Origin of the sequence: Bradyrhizobium sp. B124 (assembly GCF_038967635.1) — a bacterium.
Taxonomy (GTDB): Bacteria; Pseudomonadota; Alphaproteobacteria; order Rhizobiales; family Xanthobacteraceae; genus Bradyrhizobium.
This window is the reverse complement of sequence record NZ_CP152413.1, coordinates 4,925,872-4,945,608: the sequence shown is the minus strand read 5'-3', so window position 1 is coordinate 4,945,608 and position 19,737 is coordinate 4,925,872. Positions and strand designations below refer to the sequence as shown.

Below are 19,737 nucleotides of genomic sequence, written 5' to 3'. Positions count from 1 at the left end.
TCCTCGTCCTTCCTGCTGCTATGGCTGCGCCGTCGGCCTGGATCTCGTGCGCGAGCCGGTCGCGACGCGGCCGGGCCGCGCCCGGCCGGCGACCGCGGCGTCGACGAAGGCGCCGACGGCGTTGATGTAGGCCTCGATCGAGGTGCCGCGTCTGCGGTACTTCGCGCGCTTGACGTACCAGTCCTGCAGCAGCGGCTTGATCAGCGAGGCCGTCAGCGTGACCTGGTCGATGGCGAACATCCCGCTGGCGACACCTTGTTTGAGGACGTCGGCGATGATCTTCTCGGTCATCACCTCCATCTCGATGGCGCGCTGGCGTTCGGCGGGCGGAAACGACTTCGCTTCCATGAAGGAGAACACGAACCAGGGTTGCATCGCCTCGCTCATGCGAACATGGGTGGCGATGATCCAGTGCAGATGCTTGCGCGCATCCTGCTTCACGCTGGCGGGCGGTGCGGTGAGGACCTCGGCGGCCGTCTCGGCGACCTCGCCGAGGATCATCGACAGCAGCGTCGGCTTGCTGTCGAAATAGGTATAGAGGCCGCCCATGCTGAGGCCGGACGCCTCCGCGAGCTGGCGCAGCGTGGTGGCGTGAAAGCCGTGCTTGTTGGACAGCGTGAGTGTGGCGCCGATGATGCGCGTGAGGTTCGGAACGGCGAGATGCGGCTTCTGGACCCGGATGGAATCCCGATGACGTTCGAGAATGCGTGCGCAAAGCACGTCCATCGCGAACGCATTCGTCCCCGGCCGCTGACGCGCGAGACCCACGTTGCCTCCCTGGCTATGTCCCCGGACCATTCATTTGGTTGCCGATCCGGGCCGGGCTTTGCGCCCTTGCTTAATTCCTAGCCCACGAACTGCCGTTCGGAAAAGGGGGATGATCAATTTTTCTGAGAGAGCGCTCGCTCGTTTTTTGGCCCGCGCCGCGTCGCTTGCCTTGAGCGCGGCGCCGCTCCGGCGCTGTTCGGGAACTTTTCGCGCTGAAAGGTCAGCACAAATTCCCGGCACTCCCGCCGATCATGTTGCCGGTTAGACGGCCGTCACATTCCAGATATAAAGAACGCAGGCTCGCTGGCCGTAAGGTCAACCCGCACAGACATGCTGGCCGAATTTCACCCACGGTCACTTTGGGCCGAAGCAAGGTTATGACGGCAGTTGGATCATATGGTGCACGCGCGGGCGCTGCGATCGGCGCTCACGCTCCGGGAGCCTCCGCAACGTCGCGGTATCTGTTCGGGATTTGTGCTGCGCTGCTGATTGGCAGCATCTGCGCGGTTGCCGCGCAGCAGCGCGACACCGTCACGGCATCCGCAGCGATCGAATTCAACATCCCGGCCCAGCAGCTTGCGAGTGCGCTGCAGGCTTATGGCGAACGAACCGGCGTTCAGGTGCTCTATGAGAGCAATTCTGCGACGGGCCGGAAGTCGACATCGGTCGAAGGCAGCCTCACGCCCGAGGATGCATTGAATGTGCTGCTGGCGGGAACCGATCTGAAGGTCCAGTACATTCGTCCGGATGCCATCACGCTTGCTTCGCGCGCCGCGCGGGCCGACCATCCGCCGTTGAGCCCGCTTGCGACCGCGGATCTGTCGCTCGGCACGCTGCAGGTGCGGGCGAGCAGTGACGGCAACGATACCGGCGCGCTGCGCGACTACAGCGAAAGCCTGCAGTTCGACCTTCAGAAAGCGTTGCAGAAGAATATCGGGTCTCGCGGCGGCAGCTATCAGCTCGTTGTCGATCTGTGGATCGATCCCTCGCGCACGATCCAGCGAACCCAGCTGTTGCGATCGACCGGCGATCAGAACCGTGATGCCGCCGTGACGGCGGCGCTGCAAGGATTGACCGTCAGCCGGACGACGCCTGCGAATGCGTCGCAGCCGGTGCGGATCGCAATCCGGGTGAAATCGTTCCAATGATTGACAACGACGCCAGCGGAGCGGATGGCGTGCGCGGCTTGAGGCCGATGACGCTGCTGTTTCATCCCGAGGATCCGAGCGCGTGGACCTCGGGCGAGGTGCTGCGTCTGCTCCTGGTGCCGGCCATCGCGGCCCTGTTGTTCGTCGGGGGAATTTACTGGATCCGGTTGCAGCCGCCGGCTGGATCGGCAAGCCGGGAGCAGAGCTCGATCGTCCAGGTTCGGTTGCTGCCGAGCCCGTCGCCTGCGCCGATTCCGGTTGCGCCCGTGTCGCAGCCGCAAACCGCGACCCTCGCGAGCCGGACCGAGGTGTCGCTGGAGAGCTCTGACCCGCCGCTCGACAATCTGACCGCGGCCCCGGCGCGGGAGCCGATGCCGGCGGAGCCAACCGTGCCGAGCTTGCGTCCGACGCCGTCGCCCGCCGATGCGCCGCCCAACACTGTCGCCGTGAAATTTCAGCAGGCGCTGCTTCGTCACGTGGCACGCTACCAGCGCTATCCGAACGCGGCGCGGCTCGGTCGGCTGCACGGGGCGGTCGAGACGCTGTTCTCCATGCAGCGGGACGGCACCCTGCTCGAGGTCTGGGTCAAGACCAGTTCCGGACAGGCCGTGCTCGACAAGGCTGCGGTCGACGCGATCCGGCGGGCGCAGCCGCTGCCGTTGATCCCGTCGGCGCTGCCCGACCGGCTCAATATTCAGATCACTTTGGTCTTCGACCCGGCCTGATCCAATTGCGCGGTCGCGTTCGGCTTCGCGAGCGCGAGCGGCAGTTCATTGGTTGGATGTGACCGCGATGCACCAGCCTGCGTGTCGTTCGGTGTCGACTTGTTGCCGTCATAAATGTGTTGTGCGCGGCCGTTACGAGATGGGCAGCTTCAAGAACAATTCAATCTGGATATCGGGCTGGTGTCTGGGAGGCCGCGGAACGTGGCTGAAATCAATCGAATGCGGCTGCGGGGCCAGCTTGCAGATAACTACGACGGCCTGGTCAAGAAATTGACCCGCCGTCTGGGATCGTCGGACTTCGCGTACGAAGCCCTGCACGAGACGTTCCTGCGGCTGGAGCGGGTCACTGACGCGGTGCCGATCCGCAGCCCCGCCGACTATATCTTCCGTATCGCGATCAACATCGCCAGGGATCGCCAGAAGGCGCAGAATCTCCGCGTCAGTGCGGCCGAAATCGATTCATTGCTCGACGTCAGCGACGACGGACCGAGCCCGGCGCGAATCGTCGAGGCGCGCTCCGATATTGATGCCTTCAAGCGGGCGTTGGCCGAATTGCCGGAGCGGCCGCGCGATGTGCTTTATGGTATTACGATCGAGGGACGGACGCCGAGCGATGTGGCAACCCGCCTCGGTGTCAGCGTGCGAACGGTGGAAAGCGATTTGAAGTTGGCCCTGAGCCATTGTGCCGATTGCCTCGATTATACTCTGATCCGTCGTCTCGGCGGTCCTCGTCCCCGTACGTGATCGCATTCGCCGCGGCCGCGACGCGCGCCGTCGCGCGGAGCCGGCCGTCGAAATTTGTTGCCGGAACTATTTCCAACAACTGCAGGCGCTTGACCTGAAATCAGGGGGCACAAGCTGCAGGATTCTCAACCTCTGTTCTGCGGGATAGCGGGCTTTCCGTCGTCTATAGGGTAGAGAGCGATCTCACAAGGACCGTTGGGTGCCTGGGAAAGGTTCGCCGGAAGTGTTGCGCCGCTTGAAAACACGTGCAGACCTGATCGGCCCGGCATGCGATCGCCGCGCGGCCTCCCGGCGCGCGACCCGGAGCAAGCCGCGATTGCCGGATGTTTCTGCCTGCGTTGTGCGCAACGGCCGATTGCGGTGCCCTGCTGCCGTCGGAATCGTCTATATAGCGAACTTCGCTATGTGCTCGACGCGATTGGGAGGTTGAGGTTTGGCGAGCAGGGTGATGAGCGATCCGTCGTGACCGAGCCGACCCGCACTTCCGGGCCCGATCCGTTGCTGGATGAGGCGCTTGACTGGGTAGTTCGGCTGAAAGCCGGCGTGCCGACCCGCGCCGACGTCGACGCGTTGCAACGCTGGCGCGCGCAAAGTCCAGACCACGAGGATGCTTTCAGGGCGGCTGCCCGGCTGCTCCGCAGCGCCAGCGCCGCGGCGAAGGAACTCGCCGATGAGCAGGCCGCGGCGGCCCCCGTGGTGGCGTTGCCGCCCCGGCCATCACGCTTCTTGACGCGCCGCATCGTGCTCGGCGGTGCGATCGCAGCCGCAGCCGGCTATGTGATGATTCGCCCGCCACTCGACATGTGGCCGTCGATCGAAGAGCTCTCGGCCGACTACCGGACCGGAAAGGGCGAACAGCGCAAGGTGATGCTGGCGCCCGACATTTCGGTTGAATTGAACACCCAGACCAGCCTGGCGCTGCGGCCTGCGCCGAACGAGACTCGGGTAGAGTTGATCTCGGGCGAGGCCTCGGTGGTCGCAAGAAGATCGTCGTCGACGCCGTTGGTGATGCTGGCGCGCGACGGACGCATCAGCGCGCTGCAGGCCGATTTCAATGCGCGCTGCCTCGATGGCGTGGTTTCGGTGACGTGCCTCGACGGTATCGTCACTGTCGAGCAGGACGGCCGTTCCGTGCAGCTTCGCAAGGCAGAACAGGTCACCTATTCGCGCGCGGGCCTACAGGCATCGCTTCCGGTCGACGCCAAGCAGGTCGCGGCCTGGCAGACCGGATTGTTGATCTTCCGCGACCGGCCGCTGGCGAGCGTCGTCGACGAAGTGAACCGGTACCGCGCCGGAAAGATCATCATTACCAACGCGGAACTGAAACGCCGGCTCGTCAACGGCACATTCCAGGTCGACAAGCTCGACAATTTCGTCGCCCAGGTCGAGCAACTGTTCGGCGCACGGATCACATCGCTGCCCGGCGGTGTGGTGCTGATGAGTTGACCTGGAGCGTTTTCGAGCGAAGCCTGTCGCGCACTTGATGCGGGATGGATATCGGTTCGCGTGAAGAAAACGCGTCAAAAGTCTTTAGCCCCGTCCGCTGCAATCGGAACGGGGCTAAAGCCGAACGAATCGGCGCCGCACGCTCGATTTCCTAACAAACCAAAAATTTCTTTTGCGCCGCCGCAGATTCTTTTGCGGGTTTGCGTTCGCCCAGTCGTCTTCTGAGTAAGGCGTCGTCATCGCGGCCTTCCTGTCGCGATGGCGCGCGTCTGCGCGAAGTAAGTGGGACGTCTGTGCGTAGTCGAAGAGATCATCGGATTTTCGGGCATCGTCAGCGATGTCGGATCGGGTTGCGTGTGTCGGCTGCGGCACTCACCGTGGTTGGCTCCGTGGCAGCCATCGTTCCGGCGCGCGCGGCGAAGGAAGCAGCGAAGGATGCGGCTGCGGCCGCAGCGCCGGCGGCGGGCAAGCAGCCGGCGCAGGCGAATGCACCGGCGCAAAAGCCGTCAGCGCCGCTGCAGCGCTTCGACATCGACGACTTCGCCGTACAGGGCGCCGATAGGCTGCCGCAGGTCGAGATCGAGGAGGCGATCTATCCCTTCCTCGGTCCGGGCAAGACCTCGGAGGACGTCGAGAAGGCGCGGGCCGCGCTGGAGAAGGCGTATCACGACAAGGGCTTCCAGACCGTCAGCGTTGCGGTCCCGCAGCAGAACGTGACCGGCGGTGTGGTCACCCTCAAGGTGACCGAGTTGAAGGTCGGGCGCCTGCGGGTGAAGAATTCGCGCTATTTCGATCTCGACCGGATCAAGGACAGCGCGCCTTCGCTGAAGGAGGGCACCGTTCCCAATTTCGGTGACGTCACCAAGGACATTGTGTCGCTCAACCAATGGCCGGATCGCCGCGTGACTCCGGCGCTGCGCGCCGGCGTTGCGCCGGGCACCGTCGACGTCGATCTCAATGTCGAGGACAAGGCGCCGTTCCACGCCAGCCTCGAAGCCAACAACCGGCAATCGCCGTCCACTACGGCGAGCCGCGTCTCCGCCACCGTGCACTACGACAATCTGTGGCAGCTCGGGCATTCGCTGAGCTTCACCTATCAGGTTGCGCCGGAGCGCCCGAGTGATGCCGAGGTGTTCTCCGGCTCGTATATGGCGCGCGTGCCGAATGCCGATTGGCTCAATCTGCTGTTCTACAGCGTGAAGTCGAACAGCAATGTCGCGACGATCGGCGGCACCAATGTGGTCGGTCCCGGCACGATCATCGGCGAGCGCGCCGTGATCACGCTGCCGACGCGCGAGGGCCTGTTCCACACGCTGTCGGTCGGCATGGACTACAAGCATTTCGACCAGACCGTGAAGCTCGGCACCGACGGGTTCTCGTCACCTGTCACTTACTATCCCGTCGTCGCGACTTATGGGGCGACGTTCCAGGAAGAGAAGTTCACGACGCAGTTCAATGCCGGCGTGACCTACAACATCCGGACGCTGAGCAGCCCGTGGGACGAGTTCGACGCGAAGCGCTTCAAGGCTTCGCCGAGCTTCACCCACCTCAACCTCGACGTCTCGCATACCCAGGAGCTGCCGGAAGGCTTCCAGCTCTACGGCAAGGTGCAGGGCCAGATTGCCGACGGCCCGCTGGTCTCGAGCGAGCAGTTCAGCCTCGGCGGTCTCGATACCGTTCGCGGCTACCTCGAATCCGAGGTGCTCGGCGACAACGGCGCGGTCGCCAATTTCGAGCTGCGCACGCCCAATGTCGGCAGCATGCTGCAAGGCGAGCTCAAGAGCGAAACCGGCGACGGCAAGCCGCGCTTCATCACCTTCAACGATTGGCGCTTCTTCACGTTCTTCGATGCCGGCTACGCGTCGATCCAGCAGCCGCTGCCTGATCAGCAATCGTCATTCGTCGCATGGAGCTACGGCCTCGGCACGCGATTCAAGACCTTCGAATATTTCAACGGCATGGTCGCGCTTTCGGTGCCAGGGGTCGCTCAACAATACACGCACGCAAACAGTCCGCGCGTGAACTTCCGAATCTGGGGTGAATTCTAATGGGCATGGGTCTTACTCTCGAGCGACGCACGCGCCGGCCGGCGCTGCGCCGAGGCGTTGCGAACGTCGCGACGGCGTTGTTGTTCGGGCTCGTCGCCCTGGTGGCGTCGCTCGCGCCGGCCAATGCGTGGTGGAACGACGAATGGTCGCTGCGCAAGAAGATCACGGTCGACGTCAGCGCGTCGGGCGCCAACGTCACCGATCCGATCGGCGGGGTGCCGGTGCTGGTGCGCCTGCATGTCGGCAACTTCCGCTTCAGCTCGGCGAAGGACGACGGCAGCGATCTGCGGTTCGTCGCCGGTGACGACAAGACGCCGTTGAAGCATCATATCGAGAAGTTCGATTCGCTGCTCGGCGAAGGCCTGGTCTGGGTCGCGGTGCCGAACATCGCGCCGGGCGCGCGGACCGATATCTGGCTCTATTACGGCAACAAGAAAGCGCTCGCGACCAGCGATCCGAAGGGCACTTACGATCCGGATACGTTGACGGTCTATCACTTCAACGAGCGCGGCACGCCGGCAATCGATTCCTCGGTGTGGGCCAATAACGCCCAAAGTGTCGGCCAGCCGGCGGACGGTTCGCTGATCGGGACCGGCTTGCGGCTCGACGGCCGCACACCGGTCACGGTGCCGGCCTCGCCGTCGCTCGCGTCGCCGGATGGTGCCGCGCTGACCTGGTCGGCCTGGATCAAGCCGGCTGCCTTGCAGCCCAACGCCGCGCTGTTCAGCCGGCGTGACGGCGCCAACGCACTGGTGGTCGGGGTCGACAATGGCAGTCCGTTTGTCGAAGTCACCAACGCGGGCTCCGTGCAGCGCTCGAGCGCCGGAGCGCCGGTCGCGGCCGGTAGCTGGCATCATGTCGCCGTCGTTGCCGGAAACGGTCAGGTCACGCTCTATCTCGACGGCGTATCCTACGCCGCGCTCAGCGCGAGCCTGCCCGCCCTCAATACCGTTGGCCTGATCGGAGGAGACTCGTCGACCTCCAGTGCCTCTCCGATCGCGCCTGCGACGGCCCCGTCCGCAGCAACACCATCAGTGCCCCCTGATGCGCCGGCTGCGGACGGTGGCGCCGCGCCCGCGGCGACGCCGGATGCGGCGGCAACACCGGCACCTGCGCCTGCTGCCGTAGCGATGGCCGGCTTCGTCGGCGACATCGACGAGCTGCAGATCAGCAAGGTCGCGCGCCCCGCCGGACTGATCAAGGTGATGGCGATCGGGCAGGGGCCCGACCAGGCCAAGCTGATGGCATTCAGCGTCGACGAGGAGACTGCAAGCTGGCTGTCCGGCTACTTCGCGGTGATCCTGAAGTCGGTGACGCTCGACGGCTGGGTGGTGATCGGCATTCTGCTGATCATGGCCGCGGTCAGCTGGGTGGTGATGTTCGACAGAGCCTCGTATCTCAGCAAGCAGGCCAGGGCGAATGCCCAGTTCATGAAGGGGTTCCGCGAGATCGCGGCCGATCTCACCATGCTGGATCGCGGCGATGCCGACGACATCTCGACGCTGGGCGGACGCCTCACCGAGGCCGACGCCAAGATGATGCGCTCGTCCTCGCTCTACCGCATCTACCACATCGGCGCCGCGGAAATCCGTCACCGCTTCAGCAACTCGCAGCGCGCTCCGGTGCTGTCGGCGGTCTCGATCGCGGCGATCCGCGCGGCGCTCGATAGCGGCGTCGTCAAGGAGATGCAGCGCCTCAACCGCCTGATGGTGGTGCTGACCATCGCGATCTCCGGCGGACCGTTCCTCGGCCTGCTCGGCACCGTGGTCGGCGTCATGATCACCTTCGCGGCGATCGCGGCGAGCGGCGACGTCAACGTCAACGCGATCGCGCCCGGCATCGCCGCGGCGCTGGTCGCAACCGTCGCCGGTCTCGGCGTCGCGATCCCGGCGCTGTTCGGCTACAACTACCTGATCTCCCGGATCAAGGACCTGACCAACGACATTCAGGTCTTCGTCGACGAGTTCGTGACCAAGATGGCGGAATTCTATTCCGCCGACCGGCCGGACCCGATCGAACACCGTATCGCTGCGGAGTAACGGCCATGCAGATCCAGGCCGACTCCAAGCCCTATGACGACATCAACATCACGCCGATGCTGGACCTCGCCTACGTGCTGCTGGTGATCTTCATCATCATGACGACGGCGACCGTGCAGGGCCAGAAGGTCAATCTGCCGAAGGCCTCGGCGGCGCCGAGCCTTGCGACCCAGACCACCAAGGCAATCACGGTCGCCAATGACGGCAAGATCTTCCTCGACACTATACCGGTGACCTTGGCCGAGCTCGAGCAGCGGCTGATCCAGCAGAAGGCGCTGACGCCGGAATTTCCCGTGGTGCTGCGCGGCGATGCGCAGGCGCAGTACCAGAGCGTGATGGATGTGTTCGATCTGCTCAGCCGTATCGGCCTGAGCCAGGTCGGGCTCGCCACCAAGCCGCTCGTGAAGTGAGCCAGTCGGGAAGCGACGCCATGATCACGCAGCCATCACCTTTCCCGCTGACCGAGCGCAGGACGCTACGGTCGTGGCTGAGCGGCATGATGCGATCATTCGATCACGGCTGCGGTGCCGCGGACGTCACGCGCGCCGAGCCCGTTTCGCAGGTGCCGATCCGCGCCGGTATTGGCGCGGAACTCGGTGTGATACCGATCGCCGCGGACGTGCGCGAAGAGCAGCGCGGCGAGGTGGTGGCATTTCCCGTTCATGGCGAGGCCCTGCTGGTCAAGCTCGCGGATGTGCTGCGCCGGCACGTCGCAGGCCGCGAGCCCGCCGACAACCCGCTGCGGCTGACAATCTCGCGATGCCCGTGGGCCCGCCTGTCGATCGACGCGACGGCCTATGTCGACTATCTGAGCGAGGTTGAGACCTTTCACGCAGCGATCGAAGCAGGCCCCGATACCAAGGTCATCCTGAAGACCACGGACTTCGACGCGCTTGCCAGCTTCGTCATGCAATACGTCAATGACAGGCTGCTCGACCGCGCCGCGGTGGAGGCCGCGCCATGAACGCGCCGATGCGGGACCAGAACGCGCGCGCCGCGCCGTCAGCCGACGATCACGATGTTGCCGTCGCGCCCGCAACAGCCGCGGCGCCGCCGTCGGCTGCCCGCAACACGGCCGCCCGGAAGGGCGAACGCAGTGCGCTGCTGCGCTACGGCGCAGTGGTGGCGGTGGTCGCGCTGTTCCTTGGCGGCATCGTCTACTTCTTTCTCGGTCACGACGATCTGCCGCCGCCGCGTCAGGTGCGCGATCTCACCATTGTCAATGTGACGCTGCCGCCGCCACCTCCGCCTCCGCCGCCACAGCCGCAGCCCGAGCAGAAGATGATCGAGCAGCCCAAGATGGCGGAGCCCGAGTTCAAGGAAGAGAAGCCGGTCGACAAGCCGAAGGACGAGCCGGCCAAGGACGCCAAGAACGACGAGCCGCCCGGTCCGCTGTCGCTCGATGCCAAGCCGACGGGACCCGGCGATCTGTTCAATCTCGGCGGCAAGCCCGGCGGCAACCCGTATGGCGGAGGCGGCGGCGGTGGCAGTCGCTGGGGTTGGTACACCACGATCATCACCTCGCAGGTCGAGGCGGCGATCCGCGCCAATCCGAAGACCCGCAACATGGCGACGCAAATCCAGGTGCGGCTGTGGGTGGATGGCTCCGGCCACGTCACCCGCGTCGTCCTGACGCCGTCCTCCGGCAATCCGGAGATCGATGCGGCGCTTCGCAACGAGGTGATCGGCAGTCTGACGCTGCGCGAACCGCCACCCAAGGACATGCCGATGCCGGTGGTCACGCGCGTCACCGCGCGACGGCCGAGCTGACGAGACCGACTGACGAACGACCAACCTTCGAGATTCAATGTGCGAGTGAGAACTGGGGGACTGATGTTTAAGAAACGAGCTCACGCAGAATGGCGCGCGTTGCCGCTTGCGGTGTCGCTGAGCGCGCTCGCCTGCGCAACGCCGGCCGTGGGCCAGACCGCGGACCAGGCTGCCGAGCAGGGTCCCGCCGCCGCGGCGAAGCGGACCGACGCGAAGAAGCCGAAGGTATCGAGCACCAAGCCGACATCGTCGAATGCCACCGTCAATCTCGTCAATCTCTTGGTGCAGCAGGGTGTCCTCAAGGAAGAGCAGGCCCAGGCGCTGATCAAGCAGGCCGAGGACGAGGCCTATGTCTCCCGCCAGGCCGCCAAGGACGCCACGACCAAGGCCGACGACGCCACCAAGGCCGCAACGGCTGCCGCCGCGGCGGCGCAGCCGCCGGGCACCCGGCACGTCACCTACGTTCCCGAAGTCGTCAAACGACAGTTACGGGAAGAGATTAAGCAGGAGGTGATGGCCAAGGCGCAGAAAGAAAACTGGGCGTCGCCCGGAACCTACCCGGAATGGGCGCAACGCATCCGCTTCTACGGCGATGCACGCGTGCGCTATCAGGGTGCCTATTTCCCGACCGGCAACGACCAGGCCGGCGCCGCCAACTTCAATGCGATCAATACCGGATCGCCGTATGACATTTCGAGCACTGCGTTTGGTCCGACCTACGATGCCACGCAGGATCGCAACCAGTTCCGCTTCCGCGGCCGGCTCGGCATGGAAGCCGACCTGCTGTACGGGTTCACTGCCGGCCTGCGCATTGCGACCGGCGAGAACAACTCGCCGGTGTCGACCAACCAGACCCTTGGCGGCGGTGGCGGCAACTTCTCGAAGTATGGCGTCTGGCTCGATCGCGGCTACATCAACTGGCAGACCTGGGGCGACGATCTGAGGATCTCCGCGGGTCGCATCGACAATCCATTCTGGTCGCCGACCGATCTGGTCTGGTACAAGGAGCTCGGCTTCGATGGTTTTGCCGTTCAGGCCAAGCACGAGGTTTGGGAAGGCTTCACGCCGTTTGCGGTGGGCGGTGCGTTCCCGATCTACAACACCGATTTCAATGCCGGCAGCAATCTACCGGCCGATCCGAGCAACCTGAACTCGCCGCCCAGCAAATTTGCCAGCCACGACAAGTGGCTGTTCGGAGGCCAGGTCGGCTTCAATGCCCGGTTCAGCCCGGAATACTCATTCCGGTTCGGCGTTGCCTTCTACGACTTCGACAATGTTCAGGGCCAGTTCTCGAGCCCCTGCAGGGTCACGTCCGCATCCGACGTCTGCGACACCGACCTGACCCGGCCGTCCTTCGCGCAGAAGGGCAATACCTATTTCCCGCTGCGTAACATCATCGCCGATCCTCCGGGCACCGGTAACAATGGCGGCACGATCAACCAGTTCGAATATTTCGGCTTGGTCAGCCAATATCGGCCAGTCGTTGTCAGCGGACAGCTCGATCTCGGACAATTCCATCCGACCCACATCGTGCTCGACGGCGAGTATGTCTACAACACCGCGTTCAGCCGCTCCTTCATGAACGCGGCTGCGGCAACCTACGGCGTGCTGATGAACAATCGCGGGCCGAGCCCGGATGGCGGCACCACGCCTGGCGCGTTCAACGGCGGCAATCAGGGCTGGCTCGGCCGTGTCACCGTCGGCAACAGGGAGATCAAGCATCTCTGGGATTGGAACGTCCACGCTGGCTACAAATACCTCGAATCCGACGCCACCATCGATGCGTTCGCCGACTCCGACTTCGGCCTCGGCGGCACCAACCTCAAGGGCTATTTCGTCGGCGGCAATATCGGTCTCGGCGAGAATGTCTGGGCGACCTTGCGCTGGATGAGCGCCAACAGCATCGCCGGCAGCCCCTATGCCGTCGACGTCCTGCAAGTCGACCTCAACGCGAAGTTCTGACCATGCGCATCGCACTCTTCGTCCTGATGATGGTGTTCGGAGCATTGAGCTCTGGCACCGCATTCGCCCAGTCCGAGACCGACCGCCTGCGCGACGCCCTGCGCAGCGCGACGGCGCAGACCCGTGCGCTGGAAGACCAGCGCACGGCGTTGCAGGCCAAGGTCGCCGACGCCGATCGCGAAAAGGCGGCGGCCAAGAAGGAGGTCGACGACCTCAAGGCGCAGCTGAAGAAGGCCGACAAGGAGCATCGCGACGCCGTTGACGAGTTCAATCAGCGGCTCGCCGAACGCGACGAGACGCTGGAGAAGTGGAAGTCGGCGTATGAGGAGGCGGCTACCGTTGCTCGCACCAAGGACGCCGAGCGAGCCAAGTTCGAAGGCGAGGCCACCGCCTACAAGGCCAGCACCAAGAGCTGCGTTGCCAAGAACACCCAGCTGATCAAGGCCGGCAAGGAGATGGTGCAGCGCTACAAGGACCTGACTATCGGCGAGATCGTGGTCTCGCGCGAGCCGATGATTCAGCAGCGCCGGGTCGAAATCCAGAATCAGCTGCAGGAAAGCCAGGACAAATTCCTCGATCAGAAGGTGAATCCATGACGACCGCCACTATCGTGAAGCCGCTTCGGTCGATCGGTCTCGCCGCCGGAATCGCCGTCGCCTTGGCGGCTTTCGTTGCGCCGCTCGATGCCTCGGCGCAGACGCAGGCTCCCGCGCCGCGCGCCGTGCAGGCTCCGGTCAGGAAGCCGCAGCCACAGCCCGCGGCTCAGGCGCAAGCCGCCGCCACGCCCGCGCCGGCTCCGGTCGCGGTCGCGCCGAAGCCCACCGCGCCCGAGAACGTCATCGCGCGGGTCGGCGAGACCAATATCTCGGCCGATGATCTCCGCAGCTATGTCGCAGCCCTCGCGCCGCGCGAGCAGGCTGCGCTGGCCAAGGATCCGGCCATGCTCAGCCAGACGGTCCGGCTGCTGCTTGCCAACCGCCTCGTGCTGCAGGAGGCGGTGGCGAAGAAGTGGGATCAGCAACCCGCCGTCGCCGCGCAGCTCGACCGGGCGCGCGAGGGCGCGGTGGTCGAGCTCTACCTGCAATCGGTGTCGACGCCGCCGGCCAATTTCCCGAGCGAGGACGATTTGCAGAAGGTCTATGAGGCCAATCGCGCCGCATTCCTGATGCCGCGGCAATTCCAGCTCGCGCAGATCTTCGTCGCCGCCCCGAAGGAGGGCGACAAGGCCGCCGAGGACAAGGCGAAGCAGGAGCTCGACGACGTGCAGCGCAAGCTGAAAGCGCCGGGAGCCGACTTCGCGGCGATCGCGCGCGGCGACAACAACGCCGCCAAGGATGCCGGCGACCTCGGCTGGGTTGCCGAAAGCCAGATCCGCCCGGAGATCCGCAACCAGGTGATGGGGCTCGCCAAGAACAGCGTGTCCGAGCCGATCAAGCTCGACGACGGCTGGCACATCATCAAGCTGCTCGACACCAAGGCGTCCTATACCCGCACCTTGCCGGAAGTGCGCGACCAGCTGGTGCTGCAGATCCGCTCCGAGCGGTCGAACATGATGCGGCGGGCCTATCTTGCCGAACTGCTGAAGCAACATCCGCCCGTTCTCAACGAGCTTGCCCTGTCGAGCCTGCTCGACGCGTCGAAAAAGTAATACGGAGACCAACATGTCCGAGATCATCACCAAGCTCACCATCGACGGGTTGCGCGACAGCTTCCAGAATGTCGGCTATCGCGTCGAAACGCTGACCGATCCGGTCGCCAACACGACCTATCTGCGCTCGGCGACGGCGGGGCTCGGCTTCGAGATCCGGCCGGGAAACCAGCTCGTCGGCGAGGAGCAGAGCTTTGTCGACGCCATGCTGGTCACCACGCTTCAGGTGCAGGGCGAGCTGCCGCTCGACCTCGTCAATCGCTGGAACACGACGCGGCGGTTCGGGCGGCTGCAGTTCAGCCAGCCGTTCCTGATGTTCTGCCTCGATGTCTCCGTGGCCGGCGGCGTGGCGCCGAACTTTATGCGGGCGCAGATCGAGGTCTGGGACCGGCTGGTTCAGGAGCTGATCGCCTATCTGCGCGAGGAGCTGCCGAAGATCGTCGCCCGCAATGGCGCGGCGGCTGTCCCGCAGCCAAGTGCGCCGGCCCCGCAGCCGTCCCATGAGCACGCCGCGGAAGCGGGGGCAGTTCCGACGATCCAGTAAATCATGCGGACACGCGACGATCAGGGCCGTAAGCGACCGATGAATGACGGTGCCTCAGCGACGAAGGCGGGCAGCTTCAGCCGATGGCGGAAGCTGCTTGATCCTGCTCGTCACCGGGGCAGCCGCATCGCAGCCGGCGGTCTTGTGCTCGCGCTTTGTCTTGTCCAGCCCGCCCATGCCGAGGGAGAGAGGCCGGCGTCGTCATTCAGCACGCGCTTTGCCGCCGTCGAGTCGGCAGACCCTTCAGCCGACGCCACGGAAAAGCCGCCGGCCGAGGCGACGGCGAAGCCGGCCGTACCGGCCAAAGATGCGGCGAAGGACGCCGGCGGGAAAACGCTCCCGCCTCTGCCCGTGGGCCAGCCCGCGGTATCGGACGCGCGCATGCGCTATCGCGCGCTGATCGAGAAGGAGGCGGCGGGAAGCGGGCTCGCGCCCGAGATCGCCGAGGCGGTGATGGGCGTGGAGAGCGGCTACAATCCCGACGTGATCGGCGGCGTCGGTGAAATCGGTCTGATGCAGCTGCTGCCGTCGACCGCGCGCATGCTCGGCTTTTCCGGCTCGCTTGCCGAACTCGCGATTCCCGAGAACAACATTCACTTCGGCGTCATGTATCTTGCGCAGGCATGGCGCCTTGCCGGCGGCGACCTGTGCACCGCGGTCATGAAGTACCGCGCAGGTCATGGCGAGACCCGCTTCTCCTATCTGTCGGTGAATTATTGCGTGGCGGTGCGCGCCCGGCTGTTTGCCCGCGGCTTTCGGGTGACCGGCACCGTACCGGTCGCGACCTTCGGCGAACCGGGCCGTGCCGGTGGCGGTGGCGGCGGATGTGGCCGCAAATGCCTCGGCGGCGGCGGACGCATCGGCCGCGTCGATCTCGTCGCACTCAACACGCGGCTCAACGCGCTTGTGACCCAGGCCCGGGGAGGGAAATAGCAAGCCCGCGCCGCCCGAATTCATCTCGTTGCCCACCCTCGCTTGATATCTGCCCTTGGCTTCCTATCGTTTGAAACAGTTGTGGTTCTGCAAGGAGCAGCACCGATGAAAGTGATCATGTTGGCGGTCGCCGTTGCCGGATTGTCGGCGATGCAGGCGCAGGCGCAGACGCAGCAACACACGCCGCTGCCGGAAATTGTCGTCGGCACACCGCCGCCGGCGCTCAACCTTAACCGCGACACCAGTGGTGGCACCGGCCGGGCTGCGGCAAGAGGCAGCGGCGGCGCGCCCGCCGAGCGCTGCGGCGATGCGGCCTCGCTTGGCTGTATCAACGAGCGGCTCAAGAAGCAGGTCGATCAGGTCAACCCGCCCGTGACGAACACGCCGCCGATCGACGCGAAATCGCAGGATCTCAAGGTGGGCGTGGTCAACATCCCGGCGGTGCAGCAGCAATATGGCCGCAACTTCGGGGTCTCGGCGTTTCCGTATCGCCCGCCAGCACCCGTCTACAGTCATCGATAACGTCAGCGAAGACACCGTCTGTTTCGCACAGATCGTGACGCCGTCACATTTCTGACGATGGGCATATGGAAAATAGAGAGAGCAACGGTTTGCTGATTCCATGCGAAAATCTGACGTGACGTGCCCTCATTGCCAGGCCGGCTATCGCCGGATCGAATTGACGTCGAAGGGCGGCATCGCCGGCGAGTTTCGATGCCTGGTGTGTGACCAGTTGATCGAGCTGATGGACGGTTCGACCGACGTCGCCTTTCGGCTGACCGTGCAGCCGGGCAAGACGTCCTACGCGTATTAGCGCGGGCGTCCGCGCAAGCGAGGCGGTCAACGGTCGCGGTCCGCAATCATTCGCCGCGGATGTCGCTCGGGGCCTTCTTGGTCCAGCGGTGGAACGCACGCCTGAAGTTTGCCGCATCGCTGAAGCCGAGTGCCAGTGCGATGTCGTCATTGGCAAGCGTCGTGCTGCGGAGATATTTCAGCGCAATCTGGGTCCGCAACTCGTCGTGCAGCCCCCGGAAGGAAAAGCCCTGCTGGCGAAGCTGGCGCCGCAACGACCGGTCGTTCACGCCGAGCAGCTTGGCGATCGCCTCGAAGGTCGGCGGGTTTGCGATGTCGCGAAGCAGGATGGCGCGGATTTTTCCGGCAATGCCGGTCCGCAATCTCAAGTCTCCGAGCAAGTCGTCGCAGAGCGCGACGATGGTCGGGTACGTCGTCTTGTTGCCGAGATCGGCTCTCCGGTCCAGCAACTGCGCCTTGAAGACGATCTGGTTGGCCGGCTGATCGAAACGCACCGGGCATCCGACGTGATCGAGCGGAAGCTCGAAGTCCTGTGCTTGCGGATAGGCGAGCGTGATTTCAAAGGGAGCGAAGCTTGGTCCCATGATGTCGCGCATCAGCGAAATGTGGATGCCGATCTGCATCTCGGCGACGAACCGGTACAGCGCGGAATCGGCAAGTGCGTGCAGATTGGGCTCGATGGTCCATCTCGCATGGGCCTTGTCCTCGCTGAATTCGATCGTCGCCAGCGGTGCGGCGAGCGCGTGGTAGCGCATCGCAAATTCCATTGCCTTGCGAAAGTCCGGGCAACACAGCAAAGCATAGCCGTACATTCCGTAGGTCGAGATGTGGACCGATGCGCCGATGCGATAGGGCAGGTGACGGTCGGTCGACAGGCGCAACGCGTTTTGACAAACCGTCATCAGCTGCGTCAGCGAGATCCGCGCCTGCGGTGAGTGGACATCGGCCAGCGGAATGCGGGTGTCGCGCAGGATGGCGTCGGCCGGGACGCCGGCGCCGGCCAGCATGTCGAAGACAGCGCCAAGCTTGGTCGTCTCATAGACCTTGTCGCCGGTGCCGACGGTCAGGATATCGTTGCGGGAGCCCACAGGCCTCTTCAGTCGCGTGGTTGGTTGCAAAGTGAACCAGCCTTTCCTTCGGTCGGAAAGCAGTGCGCCGCAAACCTGGCCCGAGTGGATTTCCGTTCGCGAGCCCTTGGAACATAGCCGGTTCGCGCCAAAACCCAAGACTCATCAATGGGCCTCCCTTGTTGCGAAGCAGCAAGACCGCCGCCATTGATTGAGAGCACCTTGTCCGGTTGAGACCCCGCCGATGTCCGTTTCGGACCTTCACAAATCTCGGGCGTCACGCGAGGCTTCGTCCTAATGTCACACGGTCAGACCGTCGTGATGCAGCACGGCAGACCACACGATCCGCTCGCTTAGAACTGCGGACGCAACGGTCGGAGGACATGCCAGGTCGAGGGAGGCTTCCATGGTTGGAAGGCTGATTCAGACTGCCCAATCCGCCTATCACTATCCGCTCATCTTCAAGCAGCTTTGGCACACGCCGAGCGTCCAGGCGCCGGACCAGGAGATCGTCTATCGCGATCTCAAGCGCCAGACCTATCGACAGACCCGAGAGCGGATCGGCCGTCTCGCCTCGGCGCTCAGCAAGGCCGGCGTCGAGCCCGGCGACACCGTCGGCGTGCTCGAATGGGACAGCCATCGCTTCCTCGAAGCCTTCTTCGCGATCCCGATGATGGGCGCTGTGCTGCAGACGGTGAACGTCCGCCTGTCGCCGGAGCAGATCGCCTACACGATCGATCACGCCGGCGCATCGACGCTGCTCGTCAATGAAGAGTTCGTCGGATTGCTGGAAGGCATCAAGGCGCAGCTGCCCAATGTCAAGCGGATGATCGTAATGTCGGACAAGCCGTCGCCGCAGACCGGCAGCCTGTCCTTCATCGGCGAGTATGAGGGCCTGCTTGCGGCGGCCTCGCCGGACTACGACTTTCCCGATTTCGACGAGAACACCCAGGCCACCACCTTCTACACGACAGGGACGACCGGTCTGCCGAAGGGGGTCTATTACAGCCATCGCCAGCTCGTGCTGCACACGATCGCCGGGCTTGCGCTGTTCGGCATGGCCGGGTCGCAGGGGCGCTTCTCGCGCGACGACGTCTACATGCCGATCACACCGATGTTCCACGTTCACGCCTGGGGCTTTCCATGGTCGGCGACGCTGGCCGGCACCAAGCAGGTCTATCCCGGCCGCTACGAGCCGGCGATGCTGGTCAAGCTGATCAAGAGCGAAGGCGTCACCTTCACTCACGGCGTGCCGACCATCCTGCAGATGCTGCTCAACGCCGCCGCTGCGGCCAAGGTCGATCTCAAGGGCCTCAAGATGGTGATCGGCGGCTCTGCGTTACCGAAGGCGCTCGCCAAGCAGGCGATGGAGGCCGGCATCGACATCTTCGCGGGTTACGGCATGTCGGAGACCGGCCCGCTTGCCGCGGTCTCCCATGTCCAATCCAGGGATCTCAGCGGCGATCCTGACGGCGAGGTCGAATTCCGCACCCGCGCCGGCATGGCCGGCCCGCTGGTCGACCTCCGCATCGTCGATCCCGACATGAAGGACGTGCCGCATGACGGCAAGTCGCCCGGCGAGATCGTGCTGCGGGCGCCCTGGCTCACCCAGGGCTACTTCAACAATCCTGAAGGCTCGGAGCAGCTCTGGGAGGGCGGCTATCTGCACACCAGCGATATCGCCGTGGTCAGCCCGGGCGGCTACGTCCAGATCACCGACCGAATCAAGGATGTGATCAAGACCGGCGGCGAATGGGTCTCCTCGCTGCAGATCGAGGATCTGATCTCGCAATGCGCCGGCGTGGCCGAGGCCGCGGTGATCGGCGTCAAGGACGAGAAATGGGGCGAGCGGCCGCTCGCGCTGGTGGTCAAGAAACCGTCCGGTGCCGACGGCCTCAGCGACGAGGCCATCAAGGACCATCTCAAGCTGTTCGCCGACAAGGGCGTGATCTCGAAATACGGCATCCCCGGCAAGATCCTGTTCATCGACAGCATTCCCAAGACCAGCGTCGGCAAGATCAACAAGAAGGAGCTGCGCGAGCTGTACGGCGACATGTGACGGGTCGGGTGCAGTCGAGAAAA

19 protein-coding genes are annotated in these 19,737 nt (G+C 64.6%); 17 read left to right on the top strand and 2 right to left on the bottom strand.

Translation table 11 applies throughout. From position 1 onward, the window contains the following. Window positions 1-18 precede the first annotated feature (18 nt). Window positions 19-726, bottom strand: a complete 708-nt coding sequence (locus AAFG13_RS23635; protein WP_212317264.1) for a TetR/AcrR family transcriptional regulator — start codon at window positions 724-726, stop codon at window positions 19-21. Between the two features lie 419 nt (window positions 727-1,145). Between AAFG13_RS23635 and AAFG13_RS23630 the strand changes: the two genes are divergently transcribed. The 16 genes from AAFG13_RS23630 to AAFG13_RS23555 all read left to right on the top strand — a co-directional run bounded on the left by AAFG13_RS23630 (window position 1,146) and on the right by AAFG13_RS23555 (window position 16,589). Next, window positions 1,146-1,916, top strand: coding sequence for an STN domain-containing protein (locus tag AAFG13_RS23630; protein ID WP_212316934.1), 771 nt, complete (start codon window positions 1,146-1,148; stop codon window positions 1,914-1,916). A 47-nt stretch (window positions 1,917-1,963) separates the two neighbouring features. Next, entirely contained in the window at window positions 1,964-2,641 is a 678-nt protein-coding gene (locus tag AAFG13_RS23625) for an energy transducer TonB (RefSeq protein ID WP_342708376.1), read from the top strand. 201 nt (window positions 2,642-2,842) lie between these two features. After that, window positions 2,843-3,385, top strand: coding sequence for an RNA polymerase sigma factor (locus AAFG13_RS23620; protein WP_342708375.1), 543 nt, complete (start codon window positions 2,843-2,845; stop codon window positions 3,383-3,385). Between the two features lie 462 nt (window positions 3,386-3,847). Further along, a complete protein-coding gene (locus tag AAFG13_RS23615; RefSeq protein WP_342708374.1) occupies window positions 3,848-4,831 on the top strand; it encodes a FecR domain-containing protein in 984 nt (327 codons plus the stop codon). 389 nt (window positions 4,832-5,220) lie between these two features. Next, a complete protein-coding gene (locus AAFG13_RS23610; RefSeq protein WP_342708373.1) occupies window positions 5,221-6,879 on the top strand; it encodes a ShlB/FhaC/HecB family hemolysin secretion/activation protein in 1,659 nt (552 codons plus the stop codon). A gap of 5 nt (window positions 6,880-6,884) precedes the next feature. Beyond that, window positions 6,885-8,918, top strand: coding sequence for a DUF2341 domain-containing protein (locus AAFG13_RS23605; RefSeq protein WP_342708372.1), 2,034 nt, complete (start codon window positions 6,885-6,887; stop codon window positions 8,916-8,918). Window positions 8,919-8,923: 5 nt separating this feature from the next. Continuing rightward, complete coding sequence (locus tag AAFG13_RS23600; RefSeq protein ID WP_092122695.1) at window positions 8,924-9,328, top strand: biopolymer transporter ExbD; 405 nt, start codon at window positions 8,924-8,926, stop codon at window positions 9,326-9,328. Between the two features lie 20 nt (window positions 9,329-9,348). Continuing rightward, window positions 9,349-9,882: a hypothetical protein gene (locus AAFG13_RS23595; protein WP_342708371.1), complete on the top strand. Its 534-nt coding sequence runs from the start codon at window positions 9,349-9,351 to the stop codon at window positions 9,880-9,882. Continuing rightward, on the top strand, window positions 9,879-10,688 hold the full coding sequence (locus AAFG13_RS23590; RefSeq protein ID WP_342708370.1) for a TonB C-terminal domain-containing protein: 810 nt from the start codon (window positions 9,879-9,881) through the stop codon (window positions 10,686-10,688). Before AAFG13_RS23595 ends, AAFG13_RS23590 begins: the two co-directional genes overlap by 4 nt. A 63-nt stretch (window positions 10,689-10,751) precedes the next feature. Further along, window positions 10,752-12,650 carry a putative porin gene (locus tag AAFG13_RS23585; protein WP_212316943.1) on the top strand — a complete coding sequence of 633 codons (1,899 nt, stop codon included), beginning with the start codon at window positions 10,752-10,754 and terminating at the stop codon, window positions 12,648-12,650. A gap of 2 nt (window positions 12,651-12,652) precedes the next feature. Further along, entirely contained in the window at window positions 12,653-13,246 is a 594-nt protein-coding gene (locus AAFG13_RS23580; protein WP_342708369.1) for a hypothetical protein, read from the top strand. Next, window positions 13,243-14,298: a peptidylprolyl isomerase gene (locus AAFG13_RS23575; RefSeq protein WP_212316947.1), complete on the top strand. Its 1,056-nt coding sequence runs from the start codon at window positions 13,243-13,245 to the stop codon at window positions 14,296-14,298. Before AAFG13_RS23580 ends, AAFG13_RS23575 begins: the two co-directional genes overlap by 4 nt. 13 nt (window positions 14,299-14,311) lie before the next feature. Next, window positions 14,312-14,842: a YbjN domain-containing protein gene (locus AAFG13_RS23570; protein WP_342708368.1), complete on the top strand. Its 531-nt coding sequence runs from the start codon at window positions 14,312-14,314 to the stop codon at window positions 14,840-14,842. A gap of 126 nt (window positions 14,843-14,968) precedes the next feature. Next, a complete protein-coding gene (locus AAFG13_RS23565; RefSeq protein WP_342713381.1) occupies window positions 14,969-15,775 on the top strand; it encodes a transglycosylase SLT domain-containing protein in 807 nt (268 codons plus the stop codon). Between the two features lie 105 nt (window positions 15,776-15,880). Next, window positions 15,881-16,297, top strand: a complete 417-nt coding sequence (locus AAFG13_RS23560) for a hypothetical protein (RefSeq protein ID WP_342708367.1) — start codon at window positions 15,881-15,883, stop codon at window positions 16,295-16,297. Window positions 16,298-16,412: 115 nt separating this feature from the next. Beyond that, window positions 16,413-16,589, top strand: a complete 177-nt coding sequence (locus AAFG13_RS23555) for a hypothetical protein (RefSeq protein WP_224924689.1) — start codon at window positions 16,413-16,415, stop codon at window positions 16,587-16,589. 46 nt (window positions 16,590-16,635) lie between these two features. On the opposite strand, the gene AAFG13_RS23550 is transcribed toward AAFG13_RS23555, so the two are convergent. Further along, entirely contained in the window at window positions 16,636-17,676 is a 1,041-nt protein-coding gene (locus tag AAFG13_RS23550) for an AraC family transcriptional regulator (protein WP_342708366.1), read from the bottom strand. Between the two features lie 385 nt (window positions 17,677-18,061). Here AAFG13_RS23550 and AAFG13_RS23545 point away from each other — a divergent pair, with 385 nt between their 5' ends. Beyond that, entirely contained in the window at window positions 18,062-19,714 is a 1,653-nt protein-coding gene (locus AAFG13_RS23545) for a fatty acid--CoA ligase (RefSeq protein WP_212316952.1), read from the top strand. Window positions 19,715-19,737 lie beyond the last annotated feature (23 nt).

What these genes read in the sequence shown, in the direction of transcription:
- AAFG13_RS23635 (WP_212317264.1), bottom strand. Translation starts at nt 726, where the DNA reads ATGGACGTGCTTTGCGCACGCATTCTCGAACGTCATCGGGATTCCATC.
- AAFG13_RS23630 (WP_212316934.1), top strand. Translation starts at nt 1,146, where the DNA reads ATGACGGCAGTTGGATCATATGGTGCACGCGCGGGCGCTGCGATCGGC.
- AAFG13_RS23625 (WP_342708376.1), top strand. Translation starts at nt 1,964, where the DNA reads ATGACGCTGCTGTTTCATCCCGAGGATCCGAGCGCGTGGACCTCGGGC.
- AAFG13_RS23605 (WP_342708372.1), top strand. Translation starts at nt 6,885, where the DNA reads ATGGGTCTTACTCTCGAGCGACGCACGCGCCGGCCGGCGCTGCGCCGA.
- AAFG13_RS23600 (WP_092122695.1), top strand. Translation starts at nt 8,924, where the DNA reads ATGCAGATCCAGGCCGACTCCAAGCCCTATGACGACATCAACATCACG.
- AAFG13_RS23595 (WP_342708371.1), top strand. Translation starts at nt 9,349, where the DNA reads ATGATCACGCAGCCATCACCTTTCCCGCTGACCGAGCGCAGGACGCTA.
- AAFG13_RS23590 (WP_342708370.1), top strand. Translation starts at nt 9,879, where the DNA reads ATGAACGCGCCGATGCGGGACCAGAACGCGCGCGCCGCGCCGTCAGCC.
- AAFG13_RS23585 (WP_212316943.1), top strand. Translation starts at nt 10,752, where the DNA reads ATGTTTAAGAAACGAGCTCACGCAGAATGGCGCGCGTTGCCGCTTGCG.
- AAFG13_RS23580 (WP_342708369.1), top strand. Translation starts at nt 12,653, where the DNA reads ATGCGCATCGCACTCTTCGTCCTGATGATGGTGTTCGGAGCATTGAGC.
- AAFG13_RS23575 (WP_212316947.1), top strand. Translation starts at nt 13,243, where the DNA reads ATGACGACCGCCACTATCGTGAAGCCGCTTCGGTCGATCGGTCTCGCC.
- AAFG13_RS23570 (WP_342708368.1), top strand. Translation starts at nt 14,312, where the DNA reads ATGTCCGAGATCATCACCAAGCTCACCATCGACGGGTTGCGCGACAGC.
- AAFG13_RS23560 (WP_342708367.1), top strand. Translation starts at nt 15,881, where the DNA reads ATGAAAGTGATCATGTTGGCGGTCGCCGTTGCCGGATTGTCGGCGATG.
- AAFG13_RS23545 (WP_212316952.1), top strand. Translation starts at nt 18,062, where the DNA reads ATGGTTGGAAGGCTGATTCAGACTGCCCAATCCGCCTATCACTATCCG.